Source organism: Kitasatospora sp. NPDC029367 (genome assembly GCF_055569135.1).
Genome location: NZ_JBVHYH010000058.1, coordinates 34521 through 52213, shown reverse-complemented (window position 1 = coordinate 52213; position 17693 = coordinate 34521). Strand labels below are relative to the sequence as shown.

The 17693-nt window shown below is 72.7% G+C and carries 11 protein-coding genes; 5 read left to right on the top strand and 6 right to left on the bottom strand.

Annotated elements, in window-relative coordinates; all coding sequences use genetic code 11:
- Window positions 1-108: 108 nt before the first annotated feature.
- From ACZ4W5_RS27110 to ACZ4W5_RS27090, 5 genes are all read left to right on the top strand, one after another.
- On the top strand, window positions 109-1806 hold the full coding sequence (locus tag ACZ4W5_RS27110; RefSeq protein WP_465657474.1) for a ribulokinase: 1698 nt from the start codon (window positions 109-111) through the stop codon (window positions 1804-1806).
- The gene (locus tag ACZ4W5_RS27105) at window positions 1803-2471 is read left to right on the top strand and encodes an L-ribulose-5-phosphate 4-epimerase (protein WP_402479969.1); all 669 of its coding nucleotides are present in this window, start codon (window positions 1803-1805) and stop codon (window positions 2469-2471) included. Before ACZ4W5_RS27110 ends, ACZ4W5_RS27105 begins: the two co-directional genes overlap by 4 nt.
- 15 nt (window positions 2472-2486) lie before the next feature.
- Window positions 2487-3995, top strand: a complete 1509-nt coding sequence (gene araA / locus ACZ4W5_RS27100; protein ID WP_465657472.1) for an L-arabinose isomerase — start codon at window positions 2487-2489, stop codon at window positions 3993-3995.
- Between the two features lie 86 nt (window positions 3996-4081).
- Entirely contained in the window at window positions 4082-5170 is a 1089-nt protein-coding gene (locus ACZ4W5_RS27095; protein WP_465657470.1) for an aldose epimerase family protein, read from the top strand.
- 421 nt (window positions 5171-5591) lie between these two features.
- On the top strand, window positions 5592-7013 hold the full coding sequence (locus ACZ4W5_RS27090) for a non-reducing end alpha-L-arabinofuranosidase family hydrolase (RefSeq protein ID WP_465657469.1): 1422 nt from the start codon (window positions 5592-5594) through the stop codon (window positions 7011-7013).
- Between the two features lie 90 nt (window positions 7014-7103).
- Here ACZ4W5_RS27090 and ACZ4W5_RS27085 read toward each other — a convergent pair whose 3' ends face one another.
- The 6 genes from ACZ4W5_RS27085 to ACZ4W5_RS27060 all read right to left on the bottom strand — a co-directional run bounded on the left by ACZ4W5_RS27085 (window position 7104) and on the right by ACZ4W5_RS27060 (window position 17683).
- Window positions 7104-8858 (bottom strand): cellulase family glycosylhydrolase, encoded by a 1755-nt coding sequence (locus ACZ4W5_RS27085; protein ID WP_465657467.1) that lies wholly within the window; start codon window positions 8856-8858, stop codon window positions 7104-7106.
- Between the two features lie 46 nt (window positions 8859-8904).
- Window positions 8905-10416, bottom strand: a complete 1512-nt coding sequence (locus ACZ4W5_RS27080; protein ID WP_465657465.1) for a glycoside hydrolase family 43 protein — start codon at window positions 10414-10416, stop codon at window positions 8905-8907.
- Window positions 10417-10514: 98 nt separating this feature from the next.
- Entirely contained in the window at window positions 10515-12296 is a 1782-nt protein-coding gene (locus tag ACZ4W5_RS27075) for a cellulose binding domain-containing protein (RefSeq protein ID WP_465657463.1), read from the bottom strand.
- 167 nt (window positions 12297-12463) lie between these two features.
- Window positions 12464-14605: an alpha-galactosidase gene (locus ACZ4W5_RS27070; protein WP_465657461.1), complete on the bottom strand. Its 2142-nt coding sequence runs from the start codon at window positions 14603-14605 to the stop codon at window positions 12464-12466.
- Window positions 14606-14641: 36 nt separating this feature from the next.
- Window positions 14642-16627, bottom strand: coding sequence for a beta-galactosidase (locus ACZ4W5_RS27065; protein ID WP_465657460.1), 1986 nt, complete (start codon window positions 16625-16627; stop codon window positions 14642-14644).
- A gap of 27 nt (window positions 16628-16654) precedes the next feature.
- Window positions 16655-17683, bottom strand: coding sequence for a LacI family DNA-binding transcriptional regulator (locus ACZ4W5_RS27060; protein ID WP_360229235.1), 1029 nt, complete (start codon window positions 17681-17683; stop codon window positions 16655-16657).
- Window positions 17684-17693 lie beyond the last annotated feature (10 nt).

Below are 17693 nucleotides of genomic sequence, written 5' to 3'. Positions count from 1 at the left end.
AAAGGGGGGGGGGAGCGTTTCTTCTTCTGTTTTTTCCTCCCCCCCCCCTCCCAAGCCCCCCCCCCCCGACAGACGACGACGCAGACCCCTCCCACGAAGGATGAGCACGTGACCGTGACCCCTCCCGCCCAGGACCCCGACCGGTACGTCGTCGGCGTCGACTTCGGCACCCTCTCCGGCCGCGCAGTGGTGGTCCGGGTCAGGGACGGCGAGGAGGTGGGCACCGCCGTCCACGACTACCCCCACGCCGTGATCGAGAGCGACCTGCCCGGCACCGGCCGACCGCTCCCGCCCGACTGGGCGCTCCAGCACCCGGAGGACTGGCGCGAGGTGCTGCGCACCGCCGTCCCGGCCGCGGTCGCCGCCGCCGGCGTCGACCCCGCGCACGTCATCGGCATCGCCACCGACTTCACCGCCTGCACCGTCCTGCCGGTGCTCGCCGACGGCACCCCGCTGGCCGAGACCTCCGCCTGGTCCGGCCACCCGCACGCCTGGCCCAAGCTCTGGAAGCACCACGCCGCGCAGCCCCAGGCGGACCGGATCAACGAACTGGCCCACGCCCGCGGCGAGAAGTGGATCTCCCGCTACGGCGGGAAGATCTCCGCCGAGTGGCAGTACGCCAAGGCCCTGCAGGTCCTGGAGGAGGACCCGGCCGTCTACGCCGCCTGCGAGCGCTGGATCGAGGCCGCCGACTGGATCGTCTGGCAGCTCACCGGCGCCGAGAGCCGCAACACCTGCACCGCCGGATACAAGGGCATCCACCAGGACGGGAGTTACCCGAGCGAGGACTACCTCGCCGCGCTCCACCCGCAGTTCGCCGACTTCGCCCGCACCCGCCTGGAGCACCCGCTCTCCCCGCTGGGCTCCAGGGTGGGCGCGCTCACCCCGCAGGCGGCGCAGTGGACCGGCCTGCCCGAGGGGATCGCCGTCGCCGCCGGCAACGTCGACGCCCACGTGGCCGCACCGGCCGCCCGCGCCGTCGACAACGGCCAACTCCTCGCCATCATGGGCACCTCCACCTGCCACGTCGTCAACGGCGCCACCCTCGCCGACGTCCCCGGCATCTGCGGCGTCGTCGAGAACGGCATCGTCACCGGCTCCTACGGCTACGAGGCCGGCCAGAGCGCCGTCGGCGACATCTTCGCCTGGTGGCTGCGCCAGGGCGTGCCCGCCGACTACCTGGCCGAGGCCGAGGCCAACGGCGAGGACCTCCACCAGCTGCTCACCCGCAAGGCCGCCGCCCAACCCGTCGGCGCCCACGGCCTGGTGGCGCTCGACTGGATGAACGGCAACCGCTCCACCCTGGTCGACCACCACCTGTCCGGCGTGATCGCGGGCCTCACCCTGACCACCCGCCCCGAGGAGGTCTACCGGGCCCTGCTGGAGGCCACCGCCTTCGGCACCCGCGTCATCGTCGAGGCGCTGGAGCAGGGCGGCGTCCCCGTCACCGAGTTCATCGTCACCGGCGGCCTCAAGAAGAACGACCTGCTGATGCGGATCTACGCCGACGTGCTGCGCCGCCCGGTCTCGGTCGCCGAGTCCGAGCAGGGGCCGGCGCTCGGCTCCGCGATCCACGCGGCCGTCGCCGCCGGAGCGTACCCGGACGTGCGCACCGCGGCCGCCGCCATGGGCCGGGTGCGGCAGGGCGCCTACCTGCCCGACCCGGCCGCAGCCGACACCTACGACCTGCTCTTCGCCGAGTACCGCGCGCTGCACGACCACTTCGGCCGCGGCGCCGACAAGCTCCTGCACCGCCTGCGCGACATCCGCAACACCGCCCTCACCACACCGAGCGAGGCCCTGTGAACGCGACCATCGACCGCATCCGCCGCCAGGTCAGCGACCTCCACCAGGAACTGGTCCGCTACAACCTGGTCGTCTGGACGGCCGGCAACGTCTCCGCCCGTGTCCCCGGCGAGGACCTGCTCGTCATCAAGCCGAGCGGCGTCTCCTACGACGAGCTGACGCCCGGGAACATGATCGTCTGCGACCTGGACGGCAAGGTCGTCGAGGGCGAGCACGCGCCCTCCTCCGACACCGCCGCGCACGCCTACGTCTACCGCCACCTGCCCGAGGTCGGCGGCGTGGTCCACACCCACTCCACCTACGCCTGCGCCTGGGCGGCCCGCGCCGAGGCCGTCCCCTGCGTCCTCACCGCGATGGCCGACGAGTTCGGCGCCGAGATCCCCGTCGGCCCGTTCGCCCTGATCGGCGACGACTCGATCGGCCGGGGCATTGTGGACACCCTCAGGGGCCACCGCTCGCCCGCCGTCCTGATGCAGAACCACGGCGTCTTCACCATCGGCAAGGACGCCAAGGCCGCCGTGAAGGCCGCCGTGATGTGCGAGGACGTGGCCCGCACCGTCCACCTCTCCCGCCAGCTCGGCGAGCCGCTGCCCATCGCCCAGGCGGACATCGACAGCCTCAACCACCGCTACCAGAACGTCTACGGCCAGCCCCAGGGCCGGTAAGAAGGAGCCACCCCCGTGAAGAAGCCGCTGAACGGACGCCAGGTCTGGTTCCTGACCGGCAGCCAGGGCCTCTACGGCGAGCAGACGCTGCGCCAGGTCGCCGAGCAGTCCCGGCAGATCGCCGCGGCCCTGGACGGCGCCCCGGCGATGCCCGTCGAGGTGGTCTGGAAGCCCGTCCTCACCGATGCGGACGCCATCCGCCGCATCTGCCTGGAGGCGAACTCCGCGGACGAGTGCATCGGCCTGATCGCCTGGATGCACACCTTCTCCCCGGCGAAGATGTGGATCGCCGGACTCGACGCCCTGCAGAAGCCGCTGCTCCACCTCCACACCCAGGCCAACGTCGAACTGCCCTGGGACTCCATCGACATGGACTTCATGAACCTGAACCAGGCCGCCCACGGCGACCGCGAGTTCGGCTACATCCAGTCCCGCCTGGGCGTCCCCCGCAAGACCGTCGCTGGGCACGTCAGCGACCCGGCCGTGGCCGCCCGGGTCGGAGCCTGGGCCCGCGCCGCCGCCGGCCGCGCCGAACTGCGCAGCCTCAGGCTCGCCCGCTTCGGCGACAACATGCGCGACGTCGCCGTCACCGAGGGGGACAAGGTCGAGGCCCAGCGCCGCTTCGGCGTCTCCGTCAACACCTACGGCGTCAACGACCTGGTCGCCGCGGTGGACGCGGCCGAGGACGCCGACGTCACCGCGCTGGCCAAGGAGTACGAGGACAGCTACCGCCTCGCCCCCGAACTGCGGGCCGGCGGGGAGCGCCACGACTCGCTGCGCTACGCGGCGCGGATCGAGCTCGGCCTGCGCGGCTTCCTGGAGCAGGGCGGCTTCAAGGCGTTCACCACCAACTTCGAGGACCTCGGCGGACTGCGCCAGCTGCCCGGCCTCGCCGTCCAGCGGCTGATGGCCGACGGCTACGGCTTCGGCGGCGAGGGCGACTGGAAGACCGCCACCCTGCTGCGCACCCTCAAGGCGGCCTCCAGCGGCCTGCCCGGCGGGACCTCCTTCATGGAGGACTACACCTACCACCTGGAGTCCGGCTCCGAGCTGATCCTCGGCGCGCACATGCTGGAGGTCTGCCCGAGCATCGCGGCCGGGACCCCCTCCTGCGAGATCCACCCGCTGTCCATCGGCGGCCGGGAGGACCCGGTCCGCCTGGTCTTCGACGCCGAGCCCGGCCCGGCCGTGGTGGTCGGCCTCGCGGACCTCGGTGACCGGTTCCGGCTGGTCGCCAACGAGGTGGACGTGGTCGAGCCGCCGGCGCCGCTGCCGCACCTGCCGGTCGCCCGCGCGGTGTGGAAGCCGCGGCCGGACCTCCACACCTCCACCGAGGCCTGGCTGACGGCCGGCGGGCCGCACCACACCGTGCTCACCCGGGCGCTCGGCGCCGAGGAGCTCGACGACCTCGCCGAGATGCTGGGGGTGGAACTCCTGCTGATCGACGAGGACACGTCCCTGCGCCGGTTCACCAAGGAACTGCGCTGGAACCAGGCGTACCACCGCCTGGCCCAGGGGCTGTGAGGCCCGTGTCCCGAACCGACGACGCCCGCCGACCCGGCGGGCGTCGCCCGTTCACGCCGAGACCCCGCACGGAACGGAGCGGCCGCGTGCCGAGAGAAGCGCTCACATCGACGGGCGAGGTGACCGTCTCCCAGAACGTCACCGCGACGCTGCCGGACGGACGGCCCGTCACCAGCTGGACGCTGGCCTCGCCCCGGGGCGTGAGCGCCGAGGTGCTCGGTCTCGGCGCCCGCCTCCAGGCCCTGTACGCGCCGGACCGCGACGGGGTGCCGGCGAACGTCGTCCTCGGCTGCGACGGCGTCGAGGACCTGCTCGGGGAGGCGGTGTACCTCGGGGCGACCGTCGGCCGCTACGCGAACCGGATCGCGGGCGGGGAGTTCCCGCTCGGCGGCACCACGCACCGGGTGGCGGCCCCGCCCGGCGGCCACGCCCTGCACGGCGGAACGGACGGTTTCGCCTCCCGGCTGTGGGACGGCGTCGCGGTCCGGGAGGGCCGGCGGGCCGGGGTGCGGCTGCGGCTGCACAGCCCCGACGGCGACCAGGGCTTCCCGGGAGCGCTCACGGTCGAGGTCACGTACCTGCTCGACCCGGCGGGTGAGCTGTGGATCGGCTACCGCGCGACCACCGACGCCCCGACGGTCGTCAACCTCACCAACCACGCGTACTTCAACCTGGCCGGCGAGGGCGACGGCACGGTGCTGGACCACCTGCTGCGGGTGGAGGCCGGCGGGTACCTTCCGGTGGACCCGGGGCTGATACCGGTCGGACCGGTGGCGCCGGTCGACGGCACGCCCTTCGACCTGCGCGAGGCCCGGCGGATCGGGAACCGCTTCGCCGAGGGGAACCGGCAGATCCTCCGGGCCGGCACGGGCTTCGACCACAACTGGGTCCTGGACGGCAACGGGTCCCGGCAGGTCGCCACCCTGAGCCACCCGGCCAGCGGCCGGCGCCTGGACTGCCTGACGACGGAACCGGGCATCCAGGTCTACACCGGCAACCACTTCGACGGCACCCTGATCGGCCGCTCCGGGCGCCCGTACGGCGCGTACGCGGGCGTCGCGCTGGAGACCCAGCACTTCCCGGACTCGCCGAACCGGCCCGAGTACCCCTCCACCGTCCTGCGCCCGGGGGAGGAGTTCCGCTCGATGACCGTGTACCGCTTCTCGGCCGAGTAGGGGTCACCCGGCCGAGGGGAAGGGGGCGGTGGGGGCGGGTGGGCCCCACCGCCCCCGTGTGGTTTCGACGCTCACGCGTCCGGGCCTCCGGCCACTCCGGTAGGAAAGTCGGTGCAGCCGTCTTGACGGGCCGGGGCGCGCGGGTATTGACTCCGCTCACACCCAGGATCGGATCCGCCTCCCAGCAGGGGGCTCGCTTCGGGCTTGAATTGTTAGCGTTAACAATCCTCCGAGGACGAGCGGTGGTCCGACGGGCAGTGTGGTGGCCCACCCGGGATCGCCGCCTCTTGGGTTCCGGCGGGCGACGGTGGGGATTCCTCGCCGGTCGAGCCTAACTCCTGGCGCCCGCCGTCAGGTTGCACACGTGTTAACGACTGCCGAACCGGGTGACGGTTCCCTCCCTCCCAGACAGGAGATCTTGATGCGCAGACGACGTTCCGACCGCAGGCCCCTGACGGTGCTGTTCGCCGCGATGGCCGCGGCCGTGGTGGCGTTGGCGGCGATGCTCGTCGCAGCCCCGGCGCAGGCGGCCACCAGCGGCGCCCTGCGTGGTGCGGGATCCGGCCGGTGCCTCGACGTGCCGAACGCCGCCCAGAGTGACGGAACGTTCCTGCAGATCTGGGACTGCTCGGGCGGGACCAATCAGCAGTGGACGCTGACGTCCGCCAACCAGCTGACCGTGTACGGCAACAAGTGCCTGGACGTCCCGGGCCACGCCACCGCGGCCGGCACCCGGGTGGAGATCTGGACCTGCACCGGTGCGGCGAACCAGCAGTGGCGGGTGAACGCCGACGGCAGCATCGTCGGCACCGAGTCCGGACTGTGCCTGGACGTGTCGGGCGGCGGTACCGCCAACGGCACGGCGGTGCAGCTCTGGAACTGCAGCGGCACCGGCAACCAGCAGTGGACCGGCCTGTCCGGGACGGGCACCACGTGCGCTCTCCCGTCGACGTACCGGTGGACCTCGACCGGTCCGCTGGCGGACCCGGCGAACGGCGGCGCCGCGCTGAAGGACTTCACCGACGTGGTCTACAACGGCAAGCACCTGGTCTACGCGACCTACTCCGACGGCACCTCGTGGAAGTCGATGGGATTCGCGCCCTTCACGAACTGGTCGGACATGGCCTCGGCCACCCAGACCGTCATGCCCTCGTCCGCGGTGGCGCCCCAGCTGTTCTACTTCGCGCCCAAGAACACCTGGGTGCTGGCCTCGCTGGGGTGGGGCACCGCCTGGCCCTTCACCTACCGCACGTCCAGCGACCCGACCAACCCCAACGGCTGGTCCGCTCCGCAGGCGCTGTTCACCGGCAGCCTCCCCACCGGGGGCCCGATCGACCCGACCCTGATCGCCGACGACCAGAACATGTACCTGTTCTTCGCCGGTGACAACGGCAGCATCTACCGCGCCAGCATGCCGATCGGCAACTTCCCCGCCAGCTTCGGCTCCTCGTACACCACGGTCATGACCGACACGGTGCAGAACCTGTTCGAGGCGCCCCAGGTCTACAAGGTCCAGGGCCAGAACCAGTACCTCATGCTCGTCGAGGCCCGGGACGCGAACGAGCACCGCTACTTCCGCTCGTTCACCGCCACCAGCCTGAACGGCTCCTGGACGGCGCAGGCCGCCACCGCGAGCAACCCCTTCGCCGGCAAGGCCAACAGCGGCGCCACCTGGACCAACGACATCAGCCACGGCGACCTCGTCCGAAACAACCCCGACCAGACCATGACCGTCGACCCCTGCAACCTGCAGCTCCTCTACCAGGGCCGGAACCCCTCCTCGGACGGCGCGCCCTACATCCAACTGCCGTACCGGCCGGGCGTGCTCACCCTGCAGCGCTGACCCGCCCGTTCCACCCCGGGAACCCGTAGCCGACGTCCCGAGGGGCCCCGGCCGCCGGAAGGTGGCGGCCGGGGCGGGGAGGGGCGCGGGTCAGGAGACGGTGCCGGTCACGGTGTTGCCGGACCTGGTGACGGTGTAGGTCACGGTGTCACCGGTCCAGAAGCGGAAGGTGAGCGTCGCCGGGGCGCCGTCCTTGAGCGACTTGAGGAAGTCGGGCTTGACGGTGGTGGTGTCGGCGCCGTAGTCGGCGCGGTAGTTGTCGAAGGTCTGGTAGGTGGTCCAGGAGGCCGGGCCGGCGGCGGTGCCGTCGGCGTAGGTGGACTGCACGTTGGCCATCAGGGAGCCGTTGAACCGGGTGGGGATGGTGAGCCCGTCGAGCGTCCCGGTGGCGTCGGCCATGGTCGGCTTGTCGTAGGAGCGCACGAAGAGCTTCCACGGGACGCCGTCGGAGTACCGGACTTCGAGGGTGGCGTTGATCCCGGCGGCGCGGTCCCCGGCGAGCCGGGTGAGGGCGCCGGCGGTCAGGGTGAGCCGGTCGCCGTCGAGGGTGTAGTCGACGTAGGGGATCAGCGGCCGGTCGCCCTGCCACAGGCCGGCGAACCCGAGGCCGTTGCGGTTCAGGGTGACGGTCTGCGCCGCGACGGGGCCGGACTTCGGCAGGAAGAGGTTGTCGGTGGAGGCGGTGCCCGAGCGGGTCCGCCAGGAGCTCTGGATCAGGGCCTTCATCTCGGGGACCGCCCACTGCATGGTGGAGCGGTTCAGGAAGTCGTTGAAGGCGTCCCACACGGCGGAGGTCATGCCGTTGCGCCGCGCCTCGTAGTTGACGTGCTCGAAGTACTTGAGCATCTCGCCGCGCTCGACCACGCCGGAGTAGGGCGAGGTGAGCAGGCCGTACTCGCCCAGGTAGACCGGGATGCCCTTGGCGACGAAGGTGTCGTGCACGCGGGCGAAGCCCTCGGTGAGGTCCGACTGGGCCTTCGCGTCGTAGGTGGTCCCGTTGGCGATGTTCACGCTGAACGGGTACCAGCTGTAGTAGTGCACGGTGGCGACCAGGTTGCGGTCGTGCAGCGAGCTCATCGTGGTGGACAGGTCGTCCAGCCAGTGCTGGGCGTTGTTGGTCTCCTCCGAGGGCAGGACGAGCAGGCGGTCCTTGTTCCGTCCGCCGGAGTTGCGGACGATGCTGTGGAACAAGGTGTTGAGTTCCCGCAGGTACTGGGTCTTCTGGGCGTCGGTGGAGTTGTCGAACTGCGGTTCGTTGATGCTCTCCATGAGCAGGGTGCGCGGCTCGTCCTTGAAGGCGGTGGCGATCTGCTGCCAGGTCGAGTTGAACCGCGCCATGACGGTGTCGTGGTCGGTCGACATGTACTCGATCCACTTCCACGAGTCGTGGTGGACGTTGATCTCGACGTAGAGGCCGTCCTCCAGGGCCCAGTCGACCACCTGCTTCACCCGGTTCATCCACACCGGGTCGATGGTGTAGGGGGCCGTGTCGGACTGGTGCGGGTACCAGGTGACGGGGATGCGGACGCTGCGGAAGCCCTGGGCCTTGAGGCCGTCGAAGGTGGCCTTGGTGGTGAGCGGGTTGCCCCAGGAGGTCTCGTCGGGGATGGCGTCGAGGGTGTTGCCGAGGTTCCAGCTGGGCTGCATCCGGGCCACGGCGGCCATCGGGTCGCTCGGGACCCGGGCCCCCGCCGCCTCGGCCGCCGCCAGGGGCTGCTGACCGGAGGGGGCGGCGACGGCGGTGCCGCCGCAGAGGGCGCCGGTGGTGACCAGGGCCACCACGAGGCCGGCCGTGCGCAGGAGGCGGCGGTTGCGGGGACGTGCGGTGTGCTGGGCGTCGTTCACGATTGTCCCTCTCGTGCTGACGGGTGGGGGAGCCCCTGACGGGTGGTCAGGGAAGCGGGAGCGGCTCGTAGTCGAACCGGTCGAAGTGGACGGTGCCTTCGGCGGCGTACATGCCGATGACCCGGCCGGTGAAGCCGCCGGCCACTTCGGTGGAGAGGTAGCGGCCGTCGAGGCCCGCGAGCACGGTGAAGGTGCCGTCGGGCTCCTCGACGCCGAGGAGGACGTCGTCGGGGCCGGTGCGCGGGCCGCGCGTTGGGCGCGGGACGACGTCCACGCCGAGCACCACGGCCCCGGGGGGCACCGGACGGGAGGCGACCTCGGTGCGCAGCGAGCCGATCCGGGCGAGGACCGTCACCTCGCCGTCGGCCGCCTCGATCTCGTAGTGGTGGTCCTCGTCCATGCGGACGGCCAGGCCGCCGCGGCCCCCGGCCGGGTCGATCAGGGTGCGGGCCCGGCAGCCGAGGTGCTGCTGGCGGCGGCCGACGAACACCACGTCGTTCTCGTCGAGGGAGGCGCCGGCGGCGCGCAGGGTGAGCCAGCCGGAACGTTCCTTCGTGGTGACCAGGTGCTCGGGGCGCTCGCGCACCGAGATCCACTGGGGGTGCAGTTCGGCCTGGTCGAAGTCGTCCCGGGCCGGGGCGGCGGGCACTGGGTGCAACGGCCAGGCTGGGGTGGGCAGTTCGGGGGTGATCCGGCCGACCACCGGCCAGCCGTCCACCCACTCGACCGGGGCGAGGAAGGTCTCCCGGCCGAGCACGTACCAGCCGGGGGTGCCGCCGCGCGGCCGGACGGCGAGCAGCACCATCCACCAGGAGCCGTCGGGCGCCTGGACGAGGTCGGCGTGCCCGGTGTTCTGGATGGGATGGTCGATGCCGCGGTGGGTCAGCACCGGGTTGGCCGGGCACGCCTCGAAGGGGCCGGAGGGCGAGGTGCCGCGGGCGATGGAGACGGCGTGGCCGCGCTCGGTGCCGCCCTCGGCGATCATCAGGTACCAGTACGCGCCGATCCGGTACAGGTGCGGGGCCTCGGGGGCCATGGCGCCGGGCGCGCCGGACCAGATCCGCTGCGGCTCGCCGATGGTCTCGCCGGTCGTCGGGTCGAGGCGGACCTGGGAGACGCCGGCGACGGTGCAGTAGCAGGTGCCGTCCTCGTCCCAGGAGAGATCCGGGTCGATGCCGTGGACGCCGGGCAGCCGGACCGGCTCGGACCAGGGGCCGGCCGGGTCGGTGGCGGTGAGGAGCAGGTTGCCGTCGCCGCTGACGTTGGTGACGATCAGCCAGAAGCGGCCGTCGTGGTGGCGCAGCGTCGGGGCGTAGATCCCGCCGGAGGACGGGGACTCGCGCGGCAGGCGCAGCTGGCTCGGCCGGTCCAGGGCGTTGCCGATCTGGGTCCAGTTGAACAGGTCGCGGCTGTGGAAGACGGGGATGCCCGGGAAGTACTCGAAGCTGGAGCAGACGAGGTAGTAGTCGTCGCCCACGCGGCAGACGCTCGGGTCCGGATGGAAGCCGGGGATCACCGGATTGGGGAGGGTGCCGGTCGGCTGGGTCTGGTCTGACACGTGGTCGGTTCCTTTCGAAGGTGCGTGTCGGGGTGGTGGTGCCCCGGGCCCTCGGTCCTGGAGGGATCCGGGGCCGGGGCACCACCGGGTCACCGGGTTCAGCCGATCGCGCAGGAGGCGCCGTTGAACCGGAAGGCGGAGGGGTTGGCGTCACTGCTGGACCAGGTGGCCTTGAAGCCCCACTGGACGCTGCCGCCCTGCGGGACGGAGGCGTTGTAGGACACGTTCCCGGCGGTGACGTTCGGGCCGCTCTGCGACACCGAGGCGTTCCAGCTGTTGGTGATGGTGTTGTCGCCGGGGAAGTCGAAGCCGAGGGACCAGCCGTTGACCTGGCCGAGGCCGTTGTTGACGACGGTGATGTTGCCGACCGTGACGCCCGACCACTCGTTCTTGTTGTAGACGACCCGGCAGGCCGCGCTGGTCGGGTGCATCTGGACGACCGTGATGCCGTAGGCGGGCACGGTCTGGGTGGTCGGACTGCCGGACTGGGCGGTGCCGATCCCGTGGGCGTTCTTGAGGTAGGAGTGGACGGTCGGGGTGGCGGCGGACGGGGTGAACCCGGTGTAGGAGAGGTTCACCGTGGCGTCGTTGTTCGGGTCCTTGTTGATCAGCATGACGTCCACGTCGCCGTCGGCGCGGCGGACGGCGTGCGCGGTGAGCAGCGAGGACGAGCTGGCGGCCTTGACGAGCGTGTCCCCGGGCGCGCCGAGCCTGCCGATCATCTGGATGCCGTAGTAGGCGGGGAAGGGGGTGTTGGCGGCCGGCTCGCAGGGGGAGCCGCTGGAGAGCAGGCCGCCGTCGTTGTAGTCGGTGGCGCCCTCGACGGTGGTCACCTGCGTGCAGTCGGTGCCGTTGCGCAGGTCCCACCAGTCCACGTTGAAAGCGCCGTTCTCCAGCCAGGTGAGGTAGTTGTCCGGGGCGAACAGTCCGTTGGGGGAGGTGTCCAGGTAGGCCTGGGCGTTCGCCTCGGTCACCGCGATGCCGACGTCGGGGGCGTTGGTCCCGGCGTACTGGTTGATCAGCGAGCGCACGGCGCCGGCGATGGTGGCGTTCTGGGCCTGCGGCTTGGTGAGCAGGTCGGCGGGGCTGGTGCTGGTGGGGTAGGCGTGCACGATGGCGAAGTCGATCTTCGAGCCGGCGATCGACAGGACGGTGTGGTTCCAGTCCATGGTGTCGCCCGGTCCGACCATGCCGTCCGGCCAGTAGCCGGGGGTGGTCAGCACGGCGCCGATCCTGACGTTCGGGTCGGCCGCCTTCATCGCCGAGACGTACTGGAGCACGTTGTTCGCGTAGGTTGTGGCGCTCTTGCTGCTGTGGGTGTCGTACTCCCACTTGGCGCCGTACTCGCCGTTACCGTAGACCTCGTTGCCGATCTCCCAGTACTTGACGCCGTAGCCCTTGGTGACGTTGGCGTAGTGGACCCAGGCGGCGGCCTCCTGGGGGGTGCCCGAGCCATAGTTGGCGGTGATGATCGGCTGCGCTCCGGCGGCGCGCACGGTGCTCATGAAGGCGTCGAAGCCGGTGTTCGGGGCGATGTACGCGCCGTCGTCGGCCGTGCCGGTCTGCCAGTGGTAGACGTCGGAGTGGCTGCCGCCGGGGTAGCGGACGGTGTTGATGCCGGCCGTGCTGAGCAGGCCGGGGGTGGCGGCGGCGTTCATGGCGGCGTCGTAGACCGGGATGTTCACGCCGACGCCCGTGGCGGGGATGTCGGCGAGCTGCAGGGCGGCGTCGACCGACACCGACACGGGGTTCGCGGTGACGGCGGGCGGTGCGGCGGCGGCAGGCGGCGCCGCGACGGCGATCGCGCCGGTGACCGCGAGCGCCAGGGCCGCTGCGGCGGCTATGGCGCGATCATGACAGGTGCGGGCTGACCATTTCATGGCGTCCCTCCAGGGGGTGGGGGTGCGAGGCGTTCGCGTGGGGGTGCGAACTCCCGCGATCTGGACGGCAGGGGCCCGTGCGGCTGCAGGACCGGGCCCGGACGCTGTGCTGCTCCGTCGGTGCGCGGGTCGGCGTGGCGGGCCGCGCGCGATCGACTGACGCATCGTCAACACCTCTCGGATGAAAGCGCGGTGAGGCGCAGCAGGACGGCGGACGGGGCCGTCGGCAGGGTCAGGGTGAGTTCGGCGGTGTGCGGGTGCCAGGTGGCCGACGCCTTGCTGTCGGCCGGGTAGAGCACCTCGGTGCGGACCTCGGCGCCGCGCAGGTGGGGCAGCGCGAGGTCCCTGACGGTCTCCTCCCCGCCACGCCTCCAGGCGGTGACGTACGTGGTGGCCGGGGTGTGCAGCGCCAGGGCGATCCACGGGTCCTCCCAGCCCGGGAGCCCCAGCGGCCAGGCGGGCACCGCCTGGGGAAGGTCGGCGCGGATCGCCTTGTGGACGGCCACCGCCTCGTGGACCAGCTCCCGGGAGCGCGGGGGGAGTTCGGTGAGCCGCCCGGAGAGGTGGATGCGGCCCAGCAGCGCGTTGGCCATGGTGAGGGCGACCTCGTCGGGGGTGTCCTCGGGCAGCGGGTAGGCCCAGACGGCGCCCTGCTCCGGGGTGACGGCGGTGGGGGCCGCCGCCGCGATCGGTGCGTAGCGCAGCAGGTCCTGCTGGTCGCTGGTGGACTGCAACTGGAGCCGGGACAGCAGGGCGTGGTCCATCCGCATGCCGCCGGAGGCGCAGTTCTCGATCACCAGGTCCGGGTGGCGGTCCAGGAGGCCGTCGAGCCAGTCGAGTTGGGCGCGGTTGTGGCCGAGCAGGCCGGCCGCCGGAACCTCTCCCGGATGGGCGCTGGTGCCGGAGCCCGGGTCGGTGTTGTGGTCGAGCTTGAGGTAGCCGACGCCCCACTCGCCGACCAGGCGGTCCACCACCCCGTCCAGGTGGGCCCGGGCGGCCGGGTGGCGCAGGTCCAGGTGGTAGCGCCCGCCGCCCTCCTCCACCCGCAGGCCGTCGCGGCGGAAGAACGCCTCCTCCGGGAGGGACGCGGCCACCGGGCTGTCCACCCCGACCGCCTCCGGCTCCAGCCACAGGCCGGGGACCATGCCGCGCTCCCGGATGCGGTCGAGGACCTCGTGGATGCCCTTCGGCCCGGGGAACCGGGCGGCCGACGGCTCCCAGGCCCCGACGGAGCTCCACCAGCTGCCCCCGTCGTCGTACCAGCCGGCGTCGATGACGAAGTACTCGGCGCCGGCCTCGGCGGCCGCGTCGACCAGCGGCAGCAGCTTGGCCGTGGTCGGGTCGCCCATCAGGCAGTTCATGTAGTCGTTGAAGATCACCGGCAGGCGGTGGTGGTCGGGGTGCGGGCGGCGGGTGGCGCGCCGGTAGCGGGTGAGGGCGGCGAAGGCGGCGTCCGGGCCGCCCTCCGCGGCCAGCGCGAGCGCCACGGGCACGGTGCGGAACTCGGCGCCGGGCTCCAGCGGGTGCCGCCAGCCGTGGTCGGCGGCCTCGGGCCCGTACAGCGCCGCGTACGCGGTGTCGTCCCGCACCCCGCACTCCCAGCGCCAGCCCCCGCCGTTGTGCTCGATCTGCCACAGCCAGGTCCGGCCGGAGCGGCGGTCCGTCAGGCCGCCCATCGGCAGGTGCCCGCAGCTGGACCACACGCCCTGCCCGGCCAGGACCTGGGTGCTGCGCCCGGCGGTGGTGTGGAAGCGGCCGCTGCGCTCGGGCGAGGAGGCCCGCAGTGGTCGGCGCTGCCAGCGGCACTCGGCGAACCACTCGTTCTCCGCCCACAGCAGGTCGGCGGCGTCCAGGGCCGGGGCGCCGCCCTCGGTGAGGCAGCCCGCCACGAGCGAGGCGACCGACTCCAGGTGCAGCGTGCGCGGCCCGTCGTTGCGCAGCAGGACCTCGCTGCGCAGCACCGGCAGGCCGTCCGGGGAGCGGTGGACCACCACGGCGGTCAGTCCGGTCTCCGGCTCGTGGAGTTCGACGGTGAGCACGTGCCAGTCGCCGTTCCGGCCCGCGCGGTGGGAGCGGTGGCGCAGCCGTGGGCCGAGGACGGTGTTGACGAGGTGGCGGCCCGACCAGGAACGGCCGAGGCCGGCGGTCGTCACCTCCACCAGCGGCAGCGGTGCGCAGGGGCGCGCGGCGGTGGACTTCTCGCCGGGCGCGCCGAGGCGCACCAGGCGGGCGGCGCCCTGCTCGTCCAGGGCGATCTCCAGCTCCAGGGCGTCGTGGCCCCAGCGGATCGTCTCGTGCGGGTCGGTCATGGTGCTGCCCTCCTGGGAAGGGAGACGCGGCGGGGGTCAGCGCGCGCGCAGGACCGCGCAGCCGCCGGGCGGCAGTTCGCCGAGCGTGGTGCCGGTGAGCAGGTCGTGGCCGGGCTGCGGCAGCGGTACGGCCTCGGGGCGGTGGTTGAGCAGCAGGTGCCAGGCGCGGCCGTCCGGGGCGTGCCGGGTGACGGCCTCCACGCCCCGGGTTAGTCCGGGCAGTTCGGGGGCGGCCCCGGCCTGCGCGAGGAGCCGCTCGACCAGGGCGGCGTAGCCGGCGTCGTCGAGGCGGGTGGACAGGTACCAGCCGTGGCCGGAGCCGAAGGCGTGGCGGGTGAGCGCCGGGCTTCCGGCGAGCGGGCCGTGGGTGTAGGCGGCGAGCGCCTCGGCGCCCTCGGTGCGCAGGGACTCCGTCCAGGAGGTGGCCGTCGAGCCGTCGGAGAGGGTGATCTCCTCGTCCTGCCGCAGCGGGCGGTACTCCTCGGCCCGGATGCCGAGCGCCTCGCGCAGCGGTGCGGCCGGGTACCCGCCGAGCCGGGAGTGGAGGTGTCCGTCGACCACGCCGCTGAAGTGCTGGACGAGCAGGGTGCCGCCGTCGGCGACGTAGTGGCGCAGGTTCTCCGCTCCGGCATCGGTGAGCAGGAACAGCGCCGGGGCGAGGACCAGCCGGTAGCGGCTCAGGTCGTGCTCGGGGTGGGCGAGGTCGACCGTCCGGCCGGCGTCCCACAGCGCGCGGTGGGCGCGGCGCAGGGCGGCGTAGTAGTCGAGTTCGGGGGAGGGGAGGCCGTCGACGCCCAGGGCCCACCAGGCGTCGGAGTCGTGCAGGACGGCGACCTCGGCGCGGACGGTGGAGCCGGCGAGCTCGCCGAGCCGGGCGAGGGCCTCGCCGGTGGCCGTGACCTCGCGGAAGATCCGGCTGTCCGGCCCGGCGTGCGGGACCATCGCCGAGTGCCACTGCTCGGCGCCGGCCCGGGACTGGCGCCACTGGAAGAACAGGGCGCCCTCGGAGCCGCGGGCGATGTGGGCGAGCGAGTGGCGCAGGATGTCCCCGGGCTCCTTGGCGAGGACGCGCCCGTCGGCGTAGACGGTGTTGGTGCCCTGTTCCATCAGCAGCCAGGGGGCGCCGCCGGCGATCGAGCGGGCCCGGTCGGCGTCGAAGGCGGCGTGGGCGGCGGCCTCGAGGCCGGGGGCGCTGGGGTAGTGGTTGACGGTCACCACGTCGACCTCGCGGCCGAAGGCCCACAGGTCGAGGTTCTGGTAGCCGGGCAGCATGAGGTTGGTGGTGACGGGGCGGTCGCTGTGGGCGCGGATCGCGTCGCGCTGCTCGCGGTAGGCGGCGAGGGTCTCGTCGGACCAGAAGCGGCTGAAGTCCAGGCTCTGGCCGGGGTTGTGGTGCCACTGGGTGGTGCGGGGCGGCAGGATCTGCTCCCACGAGGTGTAGTGCTGGCTCCAGAAGTCCGTTCCCCAGGCCTCGTTGAGGGCGTCGAGCGATCCGTGGCGCTCGCGCAGCCACACGCGGAAGGCGGCGGCGGTGTGGTCGCAGTGGCAGAGGGTCACGTACTCGTTGTGGACGTGCCACAGGGCCAGCGCCGGGTGGTCGCCGTAGCGTTCGGCGAGGGCGGCGGCGATGCGGCGCGCGGCCCGGCGGTAGGCCGGGGCGGTGAGGCAGTAGGTGTCCCGGCTGCCGTGGGTCAGCCGGGTGCCGTCGGGGCGCAGCGGCAGGGCTTCCGGGTGGGCCAGGGTGAACCAGGGCGGCGGGGAGGCGGTGGGCGTGGCCAGGTCGACGGCGACGCCGGCCGCGTGGAGGCGGTCGAGGTGGGCGTCGAGCCAGGCGAAGTCGTACCGGCCCTCCTCGGGTTCCAGCAGGGCCCAGGAGAAGACGCCGACGGTGGCGAGGTTGACGCGGGCCCGGCGCATCAGCTCGTCGTCCTCCTTCCAGACCTGGGCGTCCCACTGCTCGGGGTTGTAGTCCCCGCCGTAGGCGAGGGCGCCGAGGCGGTCGGTGAGCCGTTGCGGATCCATCCGGGGGCCGTCCTTCCAGGAGTGCGGTCAACTGCGGTGCGGGGCGGGGGCGGTGCTCTCGCGGACCACCAGTTCCGGGGGCATCAGCAGGAGTTGGTCCGGCGGCTGTTCGCCCGCGGCGGTCGCGGTGATCCTCGCCATGACCTGCTCGACGGCGACCTGGCCGAGGTCCTTCTTGGGGCTGGTGACGGAGGTGAGCCGGGGGGAGTGCTGCTCGGCCAGCGGGTCGGGGCAGATGGCGATGACGGAGGCGTCCTCCGGTACGGTCCGCCCGCTGGCGCGCAGCAGGCTGAGCAGCGGGCCGATCGCGGCCTCGTTCTGCACCACGAAGCCCGTGGTGTCGGGGCGGTCCGCGAGGATGCGGGCCAGGGTGCCGGCGGTGCTCTCGTAGGTGCCCTCGCAGGGGCGGTGCAGGAAGCGCAGGCCGCGCCGTTCGGCGCGGGCGCGGAAGCCGTTGAGGGTGCGCTCGGCGTAGCCGGCGTGGCGCCGGTAGACGCGGTTGCTGTAGCCGATGAAGGCGATGTCGCGGTGGCCGAGGTCGGCCAGGTGGTCGGCGCACAGGGCGCCGGCGGTGGCGAAGTCGTGGTCGACGCAGGAGAGTCCGGCGGGGTCGTCGGGCAGTCCGATGAGGGCGGCGGGGATGTCCTCGGCGCGCAGGACGGGGATGCGGTCGTCGTCGAGCCGGACGTCCATCAGGATGACGCCGTCGGCGAGCCCGGTGGCGGCGACCCGGCGGACGCCGTCGGGCCCTTCGTCGTTGGTGAGCAGCAGGACGTCGTAGCCGTGTTCGCGGGCCGCGACGGTGACGGCGATGGCGATCTCCATCATGGTGGGCACGTGCACCTCGGGGTGCAGCGGCACCACCAGGGCGATGATGTGCGAGCGCTTGCCGGCCAGGGCCCGGGCACCCGCGTGCGGGTGGTAGCCGAGGTCGGTGATGGCCCTCTCGACGCGGGTCCTGGTCTCGTCGGAGATCGGGCGCTTGCCGCTGAGGGCGTAGCTGACCGTGCTGGACGAGACGCCGGCGTGCCTGGCCACATCGGCGAGTGTCACCATCGTTGTGCTT